This is a genomic window from Ferrimonas gelatinilytica (assembly GCF_039544205.1).
GTDB lineage: Bacteria > Pseudomonadota > Gammaproteobacteria > Enterobacterales > Shewanellaceae > Ferrimonas > Ferrimonas gelatinilytica.
Window position 1 is genome coordinate 74,294 of record NZ_BAABLF010000001.1, and the last position, 19,140, is coordinate 93,433.

Annotated in this window: 21 protein-coding genes; 5 read left to right on the forward strand and 16 right to left on the reverse strand. The window is 58.9% G+C overall.

Features of this window, described 5'->3' with window-relative positions; all coding sequences use genetic code 11:
- Positions 1-6 precede the first annotated feature (6 nt).
- Entirely contained in the window at positions 7-648 is a 642-nt protein-coding gene (locus ABD997_RS00330; RefSeq protein WP_345315034.1) for a hypothetical protein, read from the forward strand.
- A 317-nt stretch (positions 649-965) separates the two neighbouring features.
- On the opposite strand, the gene ABD997_RS00335 is transcribed toward ABD997_RS00330, so the two are convergent.
- From ABD997_RS00335 to mtoX, 3 genes are all read right to left on the reverse strand, one after another.
- A complete protein-coding gene (locus ABD997_RS00335; protein ID WP_345315035.1) occupies positions 966-1,286 on the reverse strand; it encodes a hypothetical protein in 321 nt (106 codons plus the stop codon).
- 385 nt (positions 1,287-1,671) lie between these two features.
- A complete protein-coding gene (locus ABD997_RS00340) occupies positions 1,672-2,382 on the reverse strand; it encodes an SCO family protein (protein WP_345315036.1) in 711 nt (236 codons plus the stop codon).
- Positions 2,383-2,386: 4 nt separating this feature from the next.
- Positions 2,387-3,718, reverse strand: coding sequence for a methanethiol oxidase (gene mtoX / locus ABD997_RS00345; RefSeq protein ID WP_345315037.1), 1,332 nt, complete (start codon positions 3,716-3,718; stop codon positions 2,387-2,389).
- A 25-nt stretch (positions 3,719-3,743) separates the two neighbouring features.
- Between mtoX and ABD997_RS00350 the strand changes: the two genes are divergently transcribed.
- Both ABD997_RS00350 and ABD997_RS00355 read left to right on the forward strand, forming a co-directional pair.
- Positions 3,744-4,883 (forward strand): cytochrome-c peroxidase, encoded by a 1,140-nt coding sequence (locus tag ABD997_RS00350; protein ID WP_345315038.1) that lies wholly within the window; start codon positions 3,744-3,746, stop codon positions 4,881-4,883.
- A 123-nt stretch (positions 4,884-5,006) separates the two neighbouring features.
- Positions 5,007-5,840: an IS4 family transposase gene (locus ABD997_RS00355; RefSeq protein ID WP_345315039.1), complete on the forward strand. Its 834-nt coding sequence runs from the start codon at positions 5,007-5,009 to the stop codon at positions 5,838-5,840.
- A gap of 16 nt (positions 5,841-5,856) precedes the next feature.
- Here the strand turns inward: ABD997_RS00355 and ABD997_RS00360 are convergent, their stop codons facing one another.
- Positions 5,857-6,099, reverse strand: coding sequence for an Arm DNA-binding domain-containing protein (locus ABD997_RS00360; protein WP_345315040.1), 243 nt, complete (start codon positions 6,097-6,099; stop codon positions 5,857-5,859).
- Positions 6,100-6,396: 297 nt separating this feature from the next.
- On the opposite strand from ABD997_RS00360, the gene ABD997_RS00365 reads away from it, so the two are divergent.
- Positions 6,397-6,966 (forward strand): hypothetical protein, encoded by a 570-nt coding sequence (locus ABD997_RS00365; RefSeq protein WP_345315041.1) that lies wholly within the window; start codon positions 6,397-6,399, stop codon positions 6,964-6,966.
- Between the two features lie 193 nt (positions 6,967-7,159).
- On the opposite strand, the gene ABD997_RS00370 is transcribed toward ABD997_RS00365, so the two are convergent.
- The 12 genes from ABD997_RS00370 to hemA all read right to left on the reverse strand — a co-directional run bounded on the left by ABD997_RS00370 (position 7,160) and on the right by hemA (position 18,377).
- Positions 7,160-8,587 carry a M20 family peptidase gene (locus tag ABD997_RS00370; protein ID WP_345315042.1) on the reverse strand — a complete coding sequence of 476 codons (1,428 nt, stop codon included), beginning with the start codon at positions 8,585-8,587 and terminating at the stop codon, positions 7,160-7,162.
- 405 nt (positions 8,588-8,992) lie between these two features.
- Positions 8,993-9,184 carry a hypothetical protein gene (locus tag ABD997_RS00375; protein ID WP_345315043.1) on the reverse strand — a complete coding sequence of 64 codons (192 nt, stop codon included), beginning with the start codon at positions 9,182-9,184 and terminating at the stop codon, positions 8,993-8,995.
- Positions 9,185-9,216: 32 nt separating this feature from the next.
- On the reverse strand, positions 9,217-10,284 hold the full coding sequence (gene rlmM, locus ABD997_RS00380; RefSeq protein ID WP_345315044.1) for a 23S rRNA (cytidine(2498)-2'-O)-methyltransferase RlmM: 1,068 nt from the start codon (positions 10,282-10,284) through the stop codon (positions 9,217-9,219).
- Positions 10,277-10,660: a DUF423 domain-containing protein gene (locus tag ABD997_RS00385; RefSeq protein ID WP_345315045.1), complete on the reverse strand. Its 384-nt coding sequence runs from the start codon at positions 10,658-10,660 to the stop codon at positions 10,277-10,279. Before ABD997_RS00385 ends, rlmM begins: the two co-directional genes overlap by 8 nt.
- A 10-nt stretch (positions 10,661-10,670) precedes the next feature.
- Complete coding sequence (locus ABD997_RS00390; RefSeq protein WP_345315046.1) at positions 10,671-11,384, reverse strand: alpha/beta family hydrolase; 714 nt, start codon at positions 11,382-11,384, stop codon at positions 10,671-10,673.
- Positions 11,359-12,276 (reverse strand): transcriptional regulator GcvA, encoded by a 918-nt coding sequence (locus tag ABD997_RS00395; protein ID WP_345315047.1) that lies wholly within the window; start codon positions 12,274-12,276, stop codon positions 11,359-11,361. Before ABD997_RS00395 ends, ABD997_RS00390 begins: the two co-directional genes overlap by 26 nt.
- A 179-nt stretch (positions 12,277-12,455) precedes the next feature.
- Positions 12,456-13,307 (reverse strand): 3-deoxy-8-phosphooctulonate synthase, encoded by an 852-nt coding sequence (gene kdsA, locus ABD997_RS00400; protein ID WP_345315048.1) that lies wholly within the window; start codon positions 13,305-13,307, stop codon positions 12,456-12,458.
- Between the two features lie 34 nt (positions 13,308-13,341).
- On the reverse strand, positions 13,342-14,586 hold the full coding sequence (locus ABD997_RS00405; RefSeq protein WP_345315049.1) for a DUF819 family protein: 1,245 nt from the start codon (positions 14,584-14,586) through the stop codon (positions 13,342-13,344).
- A gap of 65 nt (positions 14,587-14,651) precedes the next feature.
- A complete protein-coding gene (locus ABD997_RS00410; protein WP_345315050.1) occupies positions 14,652-15,032 on the reverse strand; it encodes a SirB2 family protein in 381 nt (126 codons plus the stop codon).
- 71 nt (positions 15,033-15,103) lie between these two features.
- Positions 15,104-15,982 (reverse strand): peptide chain release factor N(5)-glutamine methyltransferase, encoded by an 879-nt coding sequence (gene prmC, locus ABD997_RS00415; protein WP_345315051.1) that lies wholly within the window; start codon positions 15,980-15,982, stop codon positions 15,104-15,106.
- On the reverse strand, positions 15,975-17,054 hold the full coding sequence (prfA, locus tag ABD997_RS00420) for a peptide chain release factor 1 (protein WP_345315052.1): 1,080 nt from the start codon (positions 17,052-17,054) through the stop codon (positions 15,975-15,977). The genes prmC and prfA overlap by 8 nt, the downstream gene beginning before the upstream one ends.
- 72 nt (positions 17,055-17,126) lie before the next feature.
- Positions 17,127-18,377: a glutamyl-tRNA reductase gene (gene hemA / locus ABD997_RS00425; RefSeq protein WP_345315053.1), complete on the reverse strand. Its 1,251-nt coding sequence runs from the start codon at positions 18,375-18,377 to the stop codon at positions 17,127-17,129.
- A gap of 167 nt (positions 18,378-18,544) precedes the next feature.
- Between hemA and lolB the strand changes: the two genes are divergently transcribed.
- On the forward strand, positions 18,545-19,138 hold the full coding sequence (gene lolB / locus ABD997_RS00430; protein WP_345315054.1) for a lipoprotein insertase outer membrane protein LolB: 594 nt from the start codon (positions 18,545-18,547) through the stop codon (positions 19,136-19,138).
- Positions 19,139-19,140: the final 2 nt, after the last annotated feature.

Sequence of the window (19,140 nt, forward strand, 5' to 3'; positions counted from 1 at the left end):
AGCGTAATGAAAAGATGCTGCCTATTAATTTACATGCTCCCTGCGTTCGCATTGTGTGCCGGAGACCCTGTAGATTATCAGTTCCAGCCTGGTGACCCGATTCGTGCCGCAGAGGTTAACGGTAACTTCCAGGAACTTGCAGACCGAATTGATAACAACATTTCGAGCTTACAGGTTTTAGACACCAACATGACGAATACTGATGCTTCAATAATTCGTCGTCTTGAAGACCTTGAAGCGGCCAGCCTCACAAGACAAACACAAGCGGAATACGTTGGCGTATCTAACGGCACCACGACTGGGGATGCAGGGATCGCAGGCATGACGCAACTGTGCCAGGCGGATTACCCTGGAAGCAGAATGTGTACTTCCGTGGAGTTTGCCAACTCCACCTCATTTCCTAACCTTCCCAATAACTCAGCGTTTATTAGGCCCGTTCTGGGTAGCCTTAGCGATGGCGACTATCAAAATAATTACGTGTTTGATAGTGGCTCGGGAAGGACGCTAAAGACAACTCAAACCAGCTGTGGAGGGTGGACCGTTGGAAGCGTTGGAAGCAGCCATGGCTTCGCGTTGGGCATTAACTCCGCTGGCGGGTTCATGGTTCTGGGTTGCGCTAACGCCAACCCGGTCGCCTGTTGCAAATGACCCGATACTCATCCAATAGAGCCCTCGTTACGTTTGGGCTCTTCTCTTTTGCCTATCCTACCGATACGGGTCTAAACAAAGCCCCACGCCAAAATTGCCGGTGCGTATTGCCGTTTTGAGTCATTACCCAACCAGCCTTTATGACGGCAAAACCGATAGACCGGACTCTTCAGTTCGAGCACACTTCGAAAGCAACTCGAGCTCGAGGCTTACCTCTTCCAAGGAAGAGGTAGACTCCACTCCGCCCCGGAGTGCACACAAAAAAGCGGCCTGTTTCATGAACAAGCCGCCTTGCCAAACAGGGTCTCTGCTGAGGACTACAACGCTTCCAGGTTGTCCATCAGGGTGTAGAAAAAGCCGATAGAGCGTCCGTACTCCTCCACCAGGATAGGCTCATTGACGCCGTGGAACCCTTCAAACTCCGTGGTCGATTCGAGCTGAATGCCGGTAATGGTATAGACGTCCTGGGCGAAGGGGCGGGATGGCAGGATGGCAGGATGGCAGGATGGCAGGATGGCAGGATGGCAGGATGGGGCAGCATGGTCGCCGCCCCCACACATGGATTCACGGATGAAGCCTTGGTTGTTAACCCCTCTGCTGGGATTGGCCCTGGCAGGCTTGGTGGGATTCAGCCTCAAACCCCGCCCTACGGAACCCCTGCCTTTGCCGACCGGGCGCTAACCACCACGCAGCCCCAGGCAGATAAAGCCAAGGGCTTATCTACCGCGCTTTGGGCAGCACAGAGTGAAACCTATCGGATGTGGCGTCAGCGCCGCCCATTGCCCCTGGTCTCCCCGCTTCACTGGCAGCTGGGCTTTCCCCGTTTACTGCCCCTGCCGACAACCGGGCTGGACAGCATGAGTCAACTGCAGCCGGGGAATATTGTGCTCGACGTGGCCGGCCAGCCACACTATCTGCCCAGGCCCGCTCGATCTCTGCCTCGCAGTAGCGCACTGGCATTGGATATTCATATCCTGCATCGCGGCCAGGTGCTCAGGTTGGTGATGCCGACGCCCCCTGCCCTTACTGAGCCGCCTGGGATTCCAGCACCAGGGTCATTAAATCGTTGAGCACCACATCCGCGTGCAAGAAGCCGGTGCTGTAGATATTGCGCACTTGCCGCTGCGGATCAATCAGGTAGACCCTCAGCAGGTGCGACAGCATGCCGGTGGGGTTGCCCTGCTCGTCATACTCCGCCAGCACCCACTGGTTGTAGTCTTCGAGGATTGGGGCCAGCTGCGCAGCACCCGAGGTGGTGGCAAACAGCCATTGTGGTGCCCCTGGCCGGGTAAAGCGTTGGCCATACTCTGCCATAGTGGCCGGGCTGTCGTACTGGGGATCAAAGCTTAAGCTGATCAAGCGCACCTGCGCCGCCAACTCTGGCTGTTGAGCCAGTTTCAGTTGCAACCGCGACAGCACAAAACTGGCCAGGGGGCAGGCGTTGGGATCCGGACAGCGGGTGTAGATAAAGCTCAGCACCACATAGTGGCCCTGGTAGAGCGAGAACAGCTGCGCCGGCTCGCCGTTGCTGAGCAGCACCTTGCCATCCTTTGCCCCATGGATGGGGGGCAAGCGGTAGTTGCCCGCCGCTGGCAAGGTGTAGCCCAGCCCCTGGTAGGCGGGCGCATCCGCCGGACGTTCCCGGTGCTGGGCATGGGGATCCTCCTCAGCCCAAAGCCTCAGGGGCAGCAGGCAAAGCCCCAATGCAGTCGCAATCCCCAGTGCTCGACTCATCGACTCAGCGACTCACTGTTGGGCCTGTCAATGGCGACTCGGAGCGTTGGCCATAAAGTGCAAAGGCCCCCATCCGCATCTGGTGCGGACTGCCCAGCTCCGCCTGGTGGAAGTCCAGTGAGAAGGTCTGCTCCAGCGCCTTGCCATCCCAGCGGTAGCCTTTGACGTACTGCAGATCCTCCCCTTCGGTCTTATCCCAGTTGGCCAGCAGGGATGACGAGTAGTAGAGCCGTTCACCGTCCCAGCTTTGCGACACCATATTCACCTGGCCGCCGATCTTTTCGCTCAGCACCTGCTTGGGCGCAAAGGGATCGGAAATGTCGAACAATCGGGTGAGGCCATCGTTCCAAGTGTTGACCCAAAGATGGTTGTCATCGGCGCTGATGGAGATATCCACCGGCAGCGGGATCTTGCTGGCATCGCCAATGTCCGCCACCGCCTGGGCGTGCCACTGCCCATCCTGCTCATAGATAAGCCAAAGCTTGGAGGTCAGCGCCGTGGTGGTGAAACAGTAGTTGTTCTTGGCGCCCCAGGCACAGCGCAGCTCCAGCGGTGCCCCGGGCACATCCAGGATGGTCTTGGGCTGACGGCTATGCAGGTCCCACACCACCACGGTGTTGCCAAACTGTTTCATCGCCTCCGGATCGGCCATCATCTTTCCCAACCCCATCATGTAGTTGTTCCAGCCGGTGAAGGAGGAGGTGAACATCGCATTGCGCCGGGGCAGCACCCGCACATCGTAACCGTAGCCGTCGGCGTATTGTCCGGTCTTGGTGGCGCCATTGAGGGCCCCCTCTTTGGGCATCCAATGGGTGGCCACGTAGTTACCCTGGTTGCTGTACTCCACCATGCCGGTCTGGCCACCATGATCGCGGTCGTTGGACAGACCGGTGAGCATCATCCGGCCCGGCAGGGCATAGTTGGTGTGGGGGCCAACCACCCCGCCAGAAGCCTTGACGAAATCCTCGATCACCTTGTGCAGCCGAGGCTTGGCCGGATCGCTGTGGACATCGAAGATGAAGATCTTGGAGCTGTCCAGGCCGCTGGCCCAGAGATAGCGGCGGTCGTCGGTAAAGCCGCTGTGGTGCGCCTCGTTACGGCCGCCCACCGAAACCTGGTGGATCACCTGACCAAACCGTTCCGAATCGGGGTTGACATCCACCGTCACCAGCTTGTCCTCGCCATCGCCAATCCCCTCCACCCCCAGAGTCCAGACGTAGAGCACATCCTCCTGCCCGACGATCTTGGCCATGTAGGGGGACATGCAGGTTTCATCGGCCATGACCGGTGCCATCAGCGCGGCACCAAGCAGCAGCCCTCGTGGAACATTGCCCATGTTGAACTCTCCCGTGGCGTACATCATGAGCAGTATAGTTGGCCCCCTGAGGGGCTACACTTTGGCCATGAACGTACGGCAATGGACCTGGCTTGTGCTGTTGACACTGCCCCTGTTGGCTCAGGCAGCGCCCCCCCTGACGCAGCAGGGGGTCAACAGCCAAATGACCGCCGCGGATCCCCGCTGGATCGCGTTGGGGCGGCAACTGTTCCTTGACCGTCGTCTGTCGGTTAACGGCACCCTCTCCTGCGCCAACTGCCATGTCCCCGCCATGGGCTTTACCCACCACCAGATGGAGACCGCCGTCGGCGTCGCCGGCCGCGCCGGTCGCCGCAATGCCCCAACCCTGCTTAACGTGGGTCGGTTGCCAGCGCTGTTCTGGGACGGGCGGGAGGGGGATCTGGAAGCGCAAATCTGGGGGCCGCTGCTGGATCCCAGCGAGATGGCCAACCCCAGCCGGCAGGCGGTGGTTGACCGTCTGGCGGCGCTGCCGGACTACCAGGTACGCTTTGAAGTGGCCTTTGCCGGCCCGGTCACCGCCCAGCGGCTTGGCCAGGCGCTGGCAGCCTATCAGCGCAGCCTGGTGGCCATGGACAGCCCGTGGCAGCGCTGGCTGAGTGGCGAGGTGGAGGCGCTCTCCGACGAGGCCCGCCAGGGCTTGGTGCTATTTGGTGGCAAGGCCGGTTGCTACGCCTGCCACCCGCTGCAATCCGCTGACGGGTTGATGACGGATCACCACTACCACCGCACCGGCGCCGGCGCGCCACAGAGAGACCGCCGCCCTGTGCTGTTGCCCGATGGCAGCCAGACCCAACTGGGGACACTGGTCAACGTCGGTGGTGCTGCCCGACCGGATCTGGGTCGGGCGGAGGTCACCGGCGAGCCCACCGATCAGGGTAAGTTTCGCACCCCGGGGCTGCGCAACGTGGCGCTGACCCCGCCCTACATGCACGATGGCTCGCTGCCCACCCTGGCGGCGGTGGTGGCCTTCTATAACGCAGGAGGTGGGCCGGTGGCGGACAAGAGCCCCCGGGTGATGCCGCTGCACCTCAGTGCCGAGGAGCAGCGCCAGCTGGTGGCCTTTCTGCAGGCACTGACTGGGCGCGAGGCCCAGCGCTGGGTCCAACAGGCCGAAGCAACGCCGGTGGGTAACCCAGGCGACTGACAGCCAGGGGAGACAGCACAAAAAACGCGGCCAAAAGGCGTAATGCCGATCACTTAAGGATCGTTTGACCGACCCTTTGAGGCTGTCAGAATCCGAGTTCCCCTCAAGGAACTCGGATTTTTTATGCTCCTCAGTCAAGCCATCGATACCCTGCATAGCTTTTCCCCTGACAACCTCTCCGCCCTCTCCGAGTTGCTTGACCCAAAGCTTGTTGAGGAATGTCTGAAGGACACCGGGACCGTAACATTTAGGAAGCGGCGATTACCCATGGAGCTGATGGTATGGAGCGTGGTGGGGATGGCACTGTTTCGAAATTCGCCCATGTCTCAGGTGGCGAATCAGCTGGATATTGTTCTGCCCGGCAAACGTCCCTTTGTTGTGCCCAGCGCCGTGGTGCAAGCCCGGCAAAGACTCGGCGTGGAGCCAGTCAAAGCGGTATTTGAGAAAACCCAATCATTGTGGCGCGATAAGACGCCATTGCCGCACTGGAATGGCTTGACCTTGCTCGGAGTGGATGGTGTGGTCTGGCGCACACCGGATACACCAGACAATAGCGAGGCGTTTGCTCGAACCGGCACGAAAAGCACCACCTCAGACTACCCGCAGCTGCGCATGGTGTGTCAGATGGAGCTCACCAGCCACTTGGTGGTGTCCTCGGCCTTTGACTGCATCTCTAACAATGAAGTCACGCTGACTGCTGAGCTGATCGACAAGACGGCGGACCACTCCCTGACGATCTTTGATAAAGGTTTCTATGCCCTGGGTCTGCTTATGGCCACCGCTCCTCAGTCCCAGGTCAATCTGCAAGATACGCCCTACTACCACTGCGTTACCCGCTGCGTCCGCCGCAGCTTCCTCTGTGGTGAAGATCCGGTCATTGGCAAAAGCTATGAACACCGGCGGGCCTGGGTGGAAAGCCGCCTTCTCCTGCTCAGCGACGTCTTTGCTGTGATCTAACAAGACACCCATAAATTTAATACAGCTGCTCAATGGTGGTGGCTTGGTTGGCCGCTTCGCGTTGCTCACGCTTCACCTGATTGGGGTCGATGTCATCGACCAGCTCTAAGGCATGACGTTTGGCCTTCTCTCTAGCTTTATCGATAGTGACTGACGGAAAATCGGCTAACGTGATCTCGATGTCCTTACCTTTGACCTTGCGGCGGTAGCGCAAACGTTTCTCACCGCCGGTCAGTACCTCCAACACTAAACCAGGCACTGACTCTCTGCTTACCTTGTCGGAAAAATCGTGAGGTTAAATTTCGCTATAAAACACATTTTTCCTCGCCATGCTTGCGTGTCAGCTATCATTAGCATCCGCCTTAAAAATCACAATATAGAATAAGCTGTAACCAAGATAATTTAAAATTAAAAACAACATTGTAAGCATGATTTTTCACTTTAATTCTAAAAGTCCATTATGGAAAATTACTTCACCAAGAAATCATATTTATCCCATTGCAAGTGAAACCAATCATATTTCATTTGAGGTTTTAATATGTCAAAAGGAAAAAAAGTGGGCAAGTTAACCGGGCCTGGATATCGAGTAATAGAACCTGATGAAAATCATAAACACCCAAATCCTGAGGAGGAAAAAAATGAAGTTATTCAATGCCCATTTTGTGCTGAGGATATAAAATCCAAGGCCATATTATGCAAACATTGCAAATCAATACTGGATTGGACCAATGAAATTGACATCAAAAAAACTTCCGTTAAAAAACATAATGAATCAATTCCAAGTGGAAAAGTAGCATGTATTCAGTGCGGAATACCAATAAGAATGTCAACAGCAAGTACGGGAAATGGTAAATGTCTGGATTGTAGGCCATGTCAAAAAAACCAAGCGAAAACAAGAATTTTAATACAAAAAAAATCAAGCGAAAACAAGAATTTTAATAATGGTAAAGTTTGTTGCCCTAAGTGTAGTTGTACACAATTTTTTGCAAGTAAAAATGGTTACGCCTGGGGTAAAGGTCTAGCCGGTGGACTGCTTACCGGTGGACTTGGCCTATTAGCAGGTTTTTGGGGGAGTAATAAAATAATGGTTACTTGTATAAATTGTGGTTATAAATGGCGACGGTAAAAAGATAACTGAGATCCATATTTAAACCAACCGAACTCAGTTTCAGTTCGACCGTACCTCGAAAGCAACTTGAGCGCGATGCTTGCCTCTGCCAGCAAAGGGATAGGCTCCAAACCGCTCCAAACTGCAGACAGAAAAAAAGCGGCCTGTTTCATGAACAAGCCGCCTTGCCATACAGGGTCTCTGCTGAGGACTACAACGCTTCCAGGTTGTCCATCAGGGTGTAGAAGAAGCCGATAGAGCGTCCGTACTCCTCCACCAGGATACGCTCATTGACGCCGTGGAACCCTTCAAACTCCGTGGTCGATTCGAGCTGAATGCCGGTAATGGTATAGACGTCCTGGGCGAAGGGGCGGGATTGGAAGTGTTTGGAGTCCGTTCCCCCGATCACGAAGAAGGGAGAAACAATCAGGTCATTCCCCCAAGTCTGGCGAATGGTTTTCTCCAGCAGCTGGTAGCCTTTGCCATGGGGGTCCGCAACATTGGTGGCCGGGGTTGAGGCGGAGATATCCCGCACGGTGATGCGCTCATCGTTAATGACGTTTTTCACGTGCGCGATGATCACTTCTGGCGTATCCCCGGGCATGGGCCGGAAGTTCACCACGGCGGTTGCCGCCGGAGGCAGCACGTTGTCTTTCACCCCAGCGTTAAACATGGTTACCGCCGTGGTGGTACGGAGCATCGCCCGGGTCACGGGGTTGGTCGCCATGGCCTCGATAAAGGCCTGTTCCAGCTCCGTCATTGTGTCATTGTTGCCATAGGCTACCGCCTGGTACATCGGCTGCTGGGCTTCGGGCAGCTCCGGTCCCATAAAGCGGACTTGGTAGCGCACAGCATCGTGGATCTTAAAGGGAAACTGCGCCTCCTCCACCTTAGTCACCGCCTTAGCCAGGGCGACAATGTTGGACTCTTCGGGCGGCATGGAGGAGTGGCCACCGACCGCGTGGATCGCCAGTTCCAGGCTGACATAGCCTTTTTGTGCAATCCCGATCAGGGCGGTATTGTCCCGAATACCGGGGAAGATCCCCGGAGTCAGGGGGGCCGACTCATCCAAGACAAAGGCGATCTTGTCGTAGCCACGCTGCTCGATAATATCCGCCGCCACTTTGGCCCCTTCCGGGCCACCCACCTCTTCATCGTGACCGAAAACAAACATGATGGTACGGCTCGGCTGGAACCCCTCTTTGAGCTTCATCTCGGCCGCTTCCAGGATGGCGTGGATCTGATTCTTATCATCCAGCACACCACGGCCCCAGATGTAGCCATCTTTGATGGCGCCAGAAAAGGGCTCCACCAGCCATTGGTCGCGGGAGTCTTCGGCGATAGGTACCACGTCCTGATGCGCCATGAAGATCGCGGGGGGCAGCGACGGGTCTTTACCCTCCCAGGTGTACAGCAAACTGAATGGGCGGGGGTCGCCGACAACTTCTCTTTTCAGGGTTTTGTGGACTAACGGGTAGGAGTCCACGATGAACTGGTGGTAATCCTTGAACGCCTGCTCATCAAAGTCGCTGCGGTCCTGGTTGGAAATCGTAGGAAACTGCACGGCTTTGGAGAGCCGTTGTACCGCCCCTTCCAGGTCGACCTGCACTTCGACCGGTTCCACGCCTGTCATCTGCATGGATGAAAATTCTTGCGCCTCATCGGCTGCCCAAGCTGAAAGGCTTGCGCCGATCGCAAAAGCGGGAACAAGCATTCGAGCGAACTTGCCATATCTGGCCATGGAGACTCCCTTATCCACTAAGTACTTTTGATATTTCGAAGAAACAACGAACATCTAGACTAGCGGCACGCATCCACTGGTGACAATTAATTTATGGTTTTTCGTCATAGGGTTACTTCACCCCTATGCAAGCGACGTCGACGCCTTCGGTCAACATTCTTACCCGAACATATGGCAAATCCCAAACCCCAGATCTACCGGATATGCCACTACGGATGACCTGCAACAGACTCCAAAATCGAAAAACAGTCAGGTACAAAAAAGCACCGCCGTAGCGGTGCTTTTTCGATGAGGATCATTGGCTCAGTAGCGAAGGAGGGGCAACTCGATACAGTTACAGCGGCGCCGGAACTGATAGGCCAGCAGGCCAAGATAGGAGAGGCCAAAGCCCGCCAGGATCCAGCCAACCTGTTCGGTACCACAGCGACGGGGATACAGCAGTACCACCAGACCCGGTAACATCCAGATCAGCAGTACCATCGCAGACAACCACATCTCGCCCATCCTCACCTCATCGATCGCTTCGTTCAGTCCGTCCGGCGAAGGTACACAGTGATCTCTTCCCGATCATGGTACAGGTGCTTCGCCTTGAGCTCGTACCCTACCCCAGAGTTGTCGAGGATTTCTGTTAACTGGTTCAAACATTCGCAAACGCTGGCGTAACGTTGTTTCATCGGCAGCTTCAGGTTAAAAATCGCCTGTTCGCACCAGCGGTTGACCACCCAGCGGGCCATCAGTTGGGCCACCCGGTGGGGTTTCTCCACCATGTCACAGACCAGCCACTGGTTGCCGGGCTTCTCGGGCTGGAACTTGAACCCATCGGCAGGGTAATGGGTCACTTGACCGGTCTCCATCAGGCTATCGGCCATCTGGCCGTTGTCCACGGCACTGACAAACATGCCGCGACGCACCAGCTGATAGGTCCAGCCTCCGGGGCAGGCGCCAAGATCCACCGCCCGCATACCGGAACGCACCCGCTCCTCCTGCTGCTCCGGGGTCAGGAAAACCGAAAAGGCTTCATCCAGCTTAAGGGTGGAGCGACTCGGCGCATCGGAGGGAAACTTCAACCGCTCAATGCCCATGTAGAAGGGCGAACCATTGTCGGAGCGGCTGTATCCCAGGTAGCCGTGACTGGAGTCGGACAGGAACAGGTGCAAACGGGGCATCTTCTCCTTCTCCGTCTTGGTGAGCTTGCCCGCGTTGCGCAAGGCCTGGCGCAGTGGCACGGTGAACTTGCGGCAGAAAGACAACATAGAGCGGTAGTCATCCCCGTCGCCGCTCTCCACCCAGAGTTTCCCCGCCTTGGGCAGGTCATCACAGGCAGCCATCACCGCACTGACCCGGTCCGCCGGATCCATATCACTCAGCTGTGCAGTGATCACAAACCAGCTGCGGGTAAAGATCATCTGGTCGAAATCCAGCCGCTCCATCAGGGCGACACCATCCTCGGCACCGTAGCCCTCGAACAGGACAAAACCACTGTCCGCCTCCAGGCGGGGGTAGCCGTAGACGCCAATCTCTGCTGCCAACTCCTGGAACTCGGCGGCGCAGTCCTTCTCAAAGCCGGGACGGCAATGCAGCAAGACTCTATTCATCGATCTTCTCCCACTTCACGGCGGCCACTGCCAGCAGCAACCACCCAATCATCAACATCAGCCCCCCCATCGGGGTGATGGGGCCAAAGAATTTATCGCCCAGCAGCACCAGGGCGTAGATACTGCCGGAAAAGCCGAGCATGCCGAGCACCAGGCAACCCCCGGCAGCCACCAGGAAAGGGCAGTGTCGCAACCTCAGGGCCAGCGCCAGCAGTAACAGCAACAGGCTGTGAAAGAACTGGTACTGCACCGCCGTCTCGAAGCTGGCCAACAGCGCCGGCGACACTTTGCCCGGCAAACCGTGGGCCCCGTAGGCGCCCAATGCGGTAGCCAGTAACCCGGACAGGGCGGCGATGATGCCAAATAGCCTTGCCATACGCTTTCCTCTACTCACTCTTCTCAATCAGGGATTCTATGAACGCACCAGCCTGCTGGCTGGCCTCGGATAACAGTTGCTGCTCCGTCAGGCCGCTGCGTTTGCGCGGCACGAAACTGTGGTCGCCATCGGTTAACCAGTGCAGCCGCGATCCCGCCGGCATCGACGCCGACAGGCGTGCCTCATCAATCTCTTCACGATGCCCGAAGTTGTCCCGCTCCCCCTGTAGAATCAGCAGCGGGGCGGTGCACGCCTGCAACGGCTGCCAGCGCCACTGCTCGGGGTCACGTTTGCCCACCGGGTGGAAGGGGTAGCCCAGGGCGATCACCCCGGCGGGCATCACCCCGCAGGCCGCCGTCACTTCGGCACCGGCGCAGAGTGCGGCCACCCGACTGCCCATGGATTTTCCCATCAGGACCAGCGTCGCCTCGGGATGGGCGTTTTGAGCCGCGACCAGCCAGCGCTGGAAGCAGTCGACCAGATTGGGCAGGCGATCCGGCGGGCGACGCCGCTGCTGCGCCCGCGCAGTGGCCATGTAGTCAAACTCGAAGCGCAGCACCGCAGTATCGGCATCGGCCAGCTGCTCCGCCATGGCTGCCATGAAGGGATGATCCATGCCGGCACCGGCACCGTGGGCAAAGAGCACCAGGAGCTTGGGCTTTTGCGCGCCACTCCAGCGGTATTCGCCGGGCCAGAGATCAGTCGATGTGGGGGATGAGATCACTGTGGGCCTCCTCCTCGAAGGTTTTCAGCAGCCACTCCCGGAAGGAGCGGATCTTACCCAGCTCTTCCTGGCTTTCGTGGCACACCAGGTAGTAAGCGTTCTTGTGCTTGAGCACGGTATCGAAGGGGCAGATAAGTCGTCCCGCCTCCACCTCCGGCCGCGCCAGCACGGAGGAACCCAGGGCGATCCCCTGGCCATGGATCGCCGCCTGCAGCACCAGCGAAGAGTGGCTGAAGATGGGGCCTGCGTTGACGTTCAGCATCCCCTTGCCATGCTGCTTGGCCCAGGCCTTCCAGTTATGCCGGGTCATGTCGTGCAACAGGGTGTGGTTGGCCAGGTCATCGACGCTGCGCAGTGGCTTAGGACCGGTCAGCAGCCGGGGCGCGCACACTGGCACCAGGCATTCGCTGCGCAGCTTGTCCGCCCTCAGCCCCGGCCATTTGCCGCGGCCGTAGTAGATCGCCACATCCACATCCTCGGTGAGGGAGTTATCGTCCTGGTCCACCGCCTTGATCCGCACGTCCACCTCCGGATGCAGCTCCGAGAAGCGGGCCAGTTTCGGCACCAGGGACTGGATGGCGAAACTGGGGGTCATGCTCACGGTCAGCGAGCCGGTGGCAGTTCGGGCCAGCAGGCGCTCGGTAGCGTCCGCCAGCTGGGTGAACACATCCTTGATATCGAGGAAGTAACTCTGCCCCTCCTCCGTCAGCAGCAAGGAGCGGTTGCGTCGGCGAAACAGCTTCAATCCCAGGTGCTCCTCCAGCCCCTTGATCTGGTGACTGACGGCGGCCTGGGTCACAAACAGCTCTTCGGCGGCCCGGGTGAAACTCAGATTCCGGGCCGCGGCTTCAAACGCCTTCAGGGCGTTCAGGGGCGGCAAACGACGGGACATGGGCGGCGATCCATCCGATTAGTTTTTCTCATGCTGAAGTCTACATGAACTCACCGACGAGAAACATGAAGCGGCAGGCAAATGTCGGACGACAACACCAGGCAGGCAGCAGGAGTGGCGGATGGATAGAAAAAAGCCGCGTCAGGGACGCGGCGATTCCATGTTTCCAGCTGACTGCCCTACTGGATACCCAGGTCGGGCTGGGATTTGATCAGGTCATCCAGGGCCTTCACCTGGGCCAGGAAGGGCTCCAACTTATCCAACGGGAAGGCGGAGGGGCCGTCACACTTGGCATTATCCGGGTCAGGGTGCGCCTCCAGGAAGAGCCCGGCCAGTCCGGTCGCCATCCCCGCCTTGGCCAGCTCCACCGTCTGGTGACGGCGGCCACCGGACGCGGCGCCGAGAGGATCACGGCACTGCAGCGAGTGGGTCACATCGAAGATCACCGGCAGTCCGCCGGTGCACTCCTTCATGGTACGGAAACCCAGCATGTCCACCACCAGGTTGTCGTAACCGAAGTTGGCCCCCCGCTCGCACAGGATCACCTTCTCATTACCCCCCTCCCGGAACTTCTCGACGATATTTTTCATCTGTCCGGGGCTCAAGAACTGCGGTTTCTTGACGTTGATGATGGCGTCGGTCTGCGCCATCGCCATCACCAGGTCGGTCTGTCGGGCCAGGAACGCGGGCAGCTGAATTACGTCACACACCTCCGCCACTGGCGCCGCCTGCTCGGGGGTATGCACATCGGTGATCAGGGGGACCTGGAAGGTGGATTTGATCTCCTCGAAGATCTTCAACCCGGCCTCCATGCCCGGCCCCCGGTAGGAGTGGATGGAGCTGCGGTTGGCCTTGTCGAAAGAGGCCTTGAAGACGTAGGGGATCCCCAGTTTCTGGGTCACCTCCACGTAGTGCTCGGCGATGCGCATCGCCAGATCCCGCGACTCCAGAACGTTCATGCCGCCGAACAGGACAAAGGGTTTGTCGTTGGCAACGTCGCACTGCCCCACCTTCAAGGTGACTGCGTTCATGCTAAATCCTCATGTTTATCAAAAGGTGCCGGCATCACGTCGCCAGCACCTGCAAAAGTTGTCCGCAAAACCAGGCCATGTAGGTGCCCAATACATAACCGAGTACCGCCAGCAACACCCCCACCGGCGCCAAGGCGGGATGGAAGGCCGCCGCCACCACGGGAGCACTGGCGGCCCCACCGACGTTGGCCTGGCTGCCCACCGCCATGTAAAACAGTGGCGCCCGGATCAGCCTGGCCACCAGCAGCATAATCGCGGCGTGCACCAACATCCAGATCGCCCCCAGCAGGAAGAACAGCGGCGCATCCAGCACCGCCTTGATGTCCATATGCATACCAATGGTGGCCACCAGCACGTAGATCCCCGCGGATCCCACTTTCGACGCGCCGCGGGACTCCAGCTTGTGGGCAGAAGTCATCGAGAGCAGCACGCCAAACGCGGTGGAGAGCACCATCAACCAGAAAAAGCCGGAATGCAATGAGTAGCGCTCCAGGTTGGGGTAATGCTCGGTAAACCAGGGGGCCAGAATATCAGCGCCGTAGTGAGCCAGACCGGTGGCACCGAAACCCACCGCCAGGATCAGCATCAGGTCGTGCAGCGACGGGATCCGTGCATGTTCCGCCTGCCAGGCTTCCATCTTATCCCTCAGCGCATGCAGGGCGGTGGTATCCGCCTTGAGGCGTCGATCCCAGCTCGCGGCCCGGGGTACCATGATAAGCAGCACCGCCATCCAGGCGTTGGCCATCAGCACGTCCACCGCGATCATGGCGGAGAAGATCTCATCGCCAACGCCGTAGATCTCCTTCATCGCCGTCTGATTCGCCCCGCCGCCGATCCAGCTTCCGGCAATGGTGGTCATTCCCCGCCACACTGCGTCCGGACCGTTGCCATTGAGTAGCTCAGGAAAGAAAGTGGCGCTGATCAGCAGGGCCAGCGGTGCTCCCAGGACGATCCCCACCGTCCCGGCCAGGAACATGATGATCGCCTTGGGCCCCAGGGAGGTGATCGCCTTCAGATCCAGGTTAAGGGTCAGCAGGACCAGTGAGGTGGGTAGCAGGAATCGGGACGCCATGTGGTAGAGGGTGTCGTCGCTGCCATCGATGACACCAAAGCTGTTGAGCAGAGAAGGGATGAAATAACACAGCAACAGGGCAGGCACGAAGCGGTAGACGCCTCGCCACAGCGGGTGATTACTGTGGCTGGTGAAAAACACCGCCCCCAGCACCACCATCAATAATCCCAGCACCGAAGCGGGGTTACTGATCACAACGGACTCCATATTGGCTCCTGATTAATGCACAACGGGGCCCTTTGGCCCCGTAATGGAAGGAAGAGCGGCTCTTGTCAGCTTAGTAACATTGGGCTTTTCGTGACGGCCAACACCGCCATGTAGTAGACCCAACCCAATGCTCCGAGAAAGGCCACCACCTTAAACACCCGCCCCCGTTGCAATTTGAAGGTGAGGACGCCCAGAAAAATATAGGCCACCATTGCCAACAGCTTCTCCGTCAGCCAGGCATCCCGCAGCGGCATCCAGCCCGCCACCATGATCAGCGCGATACCGCTGAGCAGCAGCAGTGTATCCAGCACATGGGGGACGATCTTCACCCACTTACGCTGCATCAGGCCGGAGCCCATCATCGACCAGATAAAGCGCAGCACGAAGAGGCCAACGCTCAAGCCGATCAGAGTTAGGTGGGTGTGCTTAAGACCCTCATACATCATCGAGTTCATTCCTTAAATCAATGTTTTCCTAATCCTATCCGGCCAGCTTGTGGCTGTATAGGGCAACGAGATCATTTGCTGCTGTTTTCCCCGGGCCAGACCCCCTGGGTAAAGCGATCGCGCCGACCAAGATCCTGCCCGGTTTTCACCTCTGTCAGCCCCGCTGCGGTAAACAGATCCCGGACCGCCGCGCCCTGGTCATAACCGTGCTCCACCATCAGCACGCCACCGGGCGTAAGGTGCTGCGGTGCCTCCAGCGCGATCTGCTCAATATCCGCCAGCCCACGGTTAGCGGCGATAAGCGCCGATTTGGGCTCGAAACGCACATCGCCCTGCTCCAGATGGTGATCCACCGGGTCGATGTAGGGCGGGTTGGAGATGATGAGATCGAAACGACGTCCGGCCAAGGGGGCGTACCAGCTGCCCTGATGAACGGTAACCGGCAGTGCCAAGCGGGCGGCGTTGCGCCGGGCCAGCGCTGCCGCCTCGGCACTGTACTCTACCGCCTCCAACTGCCAATGGGGGCGTTCGCTGGCCAGCGCCAGGGCGATGGCGCCGGTGCCGGTACCCAGATCCACCACGCGGGCCTCGTCGGCTAACGGCAGGCCCAGCGCCGCCTCTACCAGGGACTCGGTTTCCGGCCTCGGGATCAAGGTACTGGGGTTGCTCTCCAGCGTCAGGGTCCAGAAATCCCGCTCCCCGGTGATGTGCGCCACCGGCTCACCGGAGAAGCGCCGGTCGAGATCCGCCGCCAGCTGCGCCTGCATCGCTTCATCCAGCAGGTGCTCGGGCCAGGTAAAGAGAAAGCTTCGGGGCTTGCCCAGGCGATGGAGCAGCAGCACCTCGGCATCGACGGCAGGGCTCTCCGGATCGCTCTGGCTCTTATCGTGCGCCAGGCGCGCCGAGGCCTCAGCCAGCCACTGGTCGATGCGCACTGGCGCCTTACTCATCCGCCAGTGCCGCCAGAAGATCCGCCTGATGCTCCTGCAAGATGGGCTCCATCAAGGCGTTGAGATCCCCCTCCAGCACCTCGTTGAGGCGGTAGAGAGTGAGGTTGATGCGGTGATCAGACACCCGCCCCTGGGGATAGTTGTAGGTGCGGATCCGCTCGGAGCGGTCACCGGAGGTCACCAAGGATCGCCGGGTATCGGTTTCCGCCTGCTTGCGACGGGCATCTTCTGCCGCCTGCAGACGCGCCGACAGGACTGCCATCGCCTTGGCCCGGTTCTTATGCTGGGAGCGCTCATCCTGACACTCCACCACGGTTCCAGTGGGCAGGTGCGTAATACGGATGGCGGAGTCGGTTTTGTTCACGTGCTGACCGCCAGCCCCGGAGGCCCGGAAGGTATCGACTTTCAGATCCGCCGGGTTGATCTCGATCGCTTCCGCTTCCGGGATCTCCGGCATCACCACCACGGTACAGGCGGAGGTATGGATCCGTCCCTGGGACTCGGTGGCCGGCACCCGCTGGACCCGGTGGCCACCGGATTCGAACTTCATGATGCCGTAAACCCCCTCGCCAGAGAACTTGGCGATGACCTCCTTGTAGCCGCCGTGCTCGCCATCGCTGCTGGACATCAACTCCACCTTCCAGCCCTTCTGTTCGGCGTAGCGGCTGTACATCCGCAGCAGATCGCCGGCGAAGATCGCCGCCTCGTCGCCACCGGCGCCGGCGCGGATCTCCACAAAAGCGTTGTTGTCGTCGTTGGGGTCCTTGGGCAGCAACAGGATCTGGAGCTCGGCCTCCAGGTGTTCGCAGCGCGCCTTGGCTTCCTCCTGCTCCTCTTTGGCCATTTCGGCCATGTCAGGATCAGAGAGCATCTCTTCGGCGGTCTCGATGTCCTCCTGGCTCTGCTGGTACGCCCGGAAGGCCTTCACCACCTCCTCAAGTTGCGCGTACTCTTTGGAGAGGGAACGAAAACGATCCTGGTCGGCAATCACGTCGGACTCCCCCAACAGTGCCTGGACCTCCTCGTAGCGCTCTACCAAGCCTTCCAACTTCGCGTAAACAGACGGTTTCATCGCACACCTTATACAGACACAACGGCCCGTATCAGACGGGCCGTTGTTAAAAAGTTCATCGAATATCGAAACTTAATTGTCGTTGATCCCTAAGGCCGAGCGCAAGAGATCCAGGCTGTCCAGGTCCCCCTGACGGGCGGCCTTGGAGAGCGCCTGGGTGGGGGCATGAATCAACCTGTTGGTCAGTTTATTGGCCAATTCGTTAAGCACCGCCTCCGGATCCGCCCCCTGCTCCAGCCGCTCCAGTGCCCGGGCCAATGCCGCCCGCTTGAGCTCTTCACTCTGGGTACGGAAGGACTTGATGGTGGCAACCGAGTCCAGTCCCCGCAGCCACTGGACAAACTCCTGGGACTGCTGCTGGGCGATAAGTTCCGCCTGCTCCGCAGCTTGCAGACGATTTTTCATGTTTTTCTGCACGATCCCCTGGAGATCGTCGACGGTGTAGAGGTAGGCATTTTCCAGATCCGCCACCTCGGACTCGATATCCCGGGGAACGGCGATGTCCACCAACAGCATCGCCTGCTGCCGCCGCTTCTTGAGCGCGTTTTCCACCATCCCCTTGCCGAGGATCGGCAGGGGGGACGCGGTAGAGCTGATGACGATGTCACATTCGTGGAGATGTTCAGGGATCTGCGGCAGGGTGATCGCCTGGCCGTTGAACTCGGCGGCCATCCCCTCGGCCCGGGCCAGGGTGCGGTTGGCGACGATAAGGTCGGTCGCCCCCTGCTCGCTTAGGTGACGGGCCACCAGTTCGACCGTCTCCCCGGCCCCCACCAGCATCACCCGGCTGCGGGAGAGATCATCAAAGATATGCTTGGCGAGGTTCACCGCGGCAAAGGCAACAGAGACCGCGGAGGCGCCAATCTCGGTTTCGGTGCGGATCTGTTTAGCGACCTTGAAGGTGTGTTGAAACAAGCGGTCGAGGGTGTGGGCGATGGTGCCGACTTCACGGGCATCAAAGAAGGCTTTCTTAATCTGCCCGAGGATCTGGGGCTCTCCGAGCACCAGCGAGTCGAGTCCGGCGGAGACCCTTAGCAGGTGCTGCACCGCCTTCTGGCCGGTATGCATATAGAGGCAACTGCGCAGCTCCTCCTCATCCAGGTTGTGGAACTGGCTCAACCAATGGATCAACTGTTCACTTTCAACCTGGTTGGTATAGAGCTCAGTCCGATTACAGGTTGATACGATCACCGCTTCCCCGGTGCGGGTCTGGGCAGCCAGACTTCTCAGCGCATCACTGAGGATGTCTGGCCCGAATGCCACTTTCTCCCGCAGCGCAACACTGGCGGTCTTGTGATTGATCCCGATAGCAACTAACGTCATGGCAAAAATAGCGAATGGCCCCGTTTCTTCTTTAATCCTTGGCGCAGAGCAATAATCCTTGGCGCAGAGCAATTCTATGCCCAAAGCGTGCCTTGAAGAAATATTTATCGGACAGAACGGCATCATTCCCGTCATGAATGCGGCCAGGCGCACAAAGTAGGACAAAAATGCTTAACCTTTTTAATAAAACTCTTCCCGCAGTGTTACTTAGCCTGGTGCTTCATGGCTGTGCCAGTTACCGAGCCCCCGACCTGAGCGATACCATCGCCCAACAGGACGATTGGCTGCTTAGGGGGAAACTGGGCGTGATCACCCCCGATGAGCGACTCTCCGCCAACCTGCACTGGCGCCACCTGGGACGAAGCGGCCAGGACGACCTGCGCCTGACCAACCCCTTCGGTGGCACCGTATTAAGCCTCAGTGCCCAACCCGGCCTGGCGAACGTTACCCTGGACGGCCAGCACTACAGTGGCAGCAGCGCAGAACAGCTGATCCGCCGCCTCACCGGCTGGCAACTGCCCCTGTCCCAACTCAGCGCCTACCTGCTGGGGGATCCCGGCAACAACCCCTCCACGGTGTACGATGCCGATGGCAACCCGCTGTCGCTGACGCTGATCCACCCGCAAAGCGGCGAGTCCTGGCTACTCACTTACCAGGGCTGGCAGCAGCTATCCGGTTACAAGGTGCCGCGGCAACTGGAGTTGCGCCAAAACGGTCAGCGCATAAAATTGGCCATCTCCTTCTGGCAACCGGAACCCTAATC

Coding starts and splice junctions, on each gene's coding strand:
- ABD997_RS00330 (WP_345315034.1), top strand. CDS start 7: ATGAAAAGATGCTGCCTATTAATTTACATGCTCCCTGCGTTCGCATTG.
- ABD997_RS00340 (WP_345315036.1), bottom strand. CDS start 2,382: ATGAGTCGAGCACTGGGGATTGCGACTGCATTGGGGCTTTGCCTGCTG.
- mtoX (WP_345315037.1), bottom strand. CDS start 3,718: ATGGGCAATGTTCCACGAGGGCTGCTGCTTGGTGCCGCGCTGATGGCA.
- ABD997_RS00350 (WP_345315038.1), top strand. CDS start 3,744: ATGAGCAGTATAGTTGGCCCCCTGAGGGGCTACACTTTGGCCATGAAC.
- ABD997_RS00355 (WP_345315039.1), top strand. CDS start 5,007: ATGCTCCTCAGTCAAGCCATCGATACCCTGCATAGCTTTTCCCCTGAC.
- ABD997_RS00370 (WP_345315042.1), bottom strand. CDS start 8,587: ATGCAGATGACAGGCGTGGAACCGGTCGAAGTGCAGGTCGACCTGGAA.
- ABD997_RS00375 (WP_345315043.1), bottom strand. CDS start 9,184: ATGTGGTTGTCTGCGATGGTACTGCTGATCTGGATGTTACCGGGTCTG.
- rlmM (WP_345315044.1), bottom strand. CDS start 10,284: ATGAATAGAGTCTTGCTGCATTGCCGTCCCGGCTTTGAGAAGGACTGC.
- ABD997_RS00385 (WP_345315045.1), bottom strand. CDS start 10,660: ATGGCAAGGCTATTTGGCATCATCGCCGCCCTGTCCGGGTTACTGGCT.
- ABD997_RS00395 (WP_345315047.1), bottom strand. CDS start 12,276: ATGTCCCGTCGTTTGCCGCCCCTGAACGCCCTGAAGGCGTTTGAAGCC.
- kdsA (WP_345315048.1), bottom strand. CDS start 13,307: ATGAACGCAGTCACCTTGAAGGTGGGGCAGTGCGACGTTGCCAACGAC.
- ABD997_RS00405 (WP_345315049.1), bottom strand. CDS start 14,586: ATGGAGTCCGTTGTGATCAGTAACCCCGCTTCGGTGCTGGGATTATTG.
- ABD997_RS00410 (WP_345315050.1), bottom strand. CDS start 15,032: ATGATGTATGAGGGTCTTAAGCACACCCACCTAACTCTGATCGGCTTG.
- prmC (WP_345315051.1), bottom strand. CDS start 15,982: ATGAGTAAGGCGCCAGTGCGCATCGACCAGTGGCTGGCTGAGGCCTCG.
- prfA (WP_345315052.1), bottom strand. CDS start 17,054: ATGAAACCGTCTGTTTACGCGAAGTTGGAAGGCTTGGTAGAGCGCTAC.
- hemA (WP_345315053.1), bottom strand. CDS start 18,377: ATGACGTTAGTTGCTATCGGGATCAATCACAAGACCGCCAGTGTTGCG.
- lolB (WP_345315054.1), top strand. CDS start 18,545: ATGCTTAACCTTTTTAATAAAACTCTTCCCGCAGTGTTACTTAGCCTG.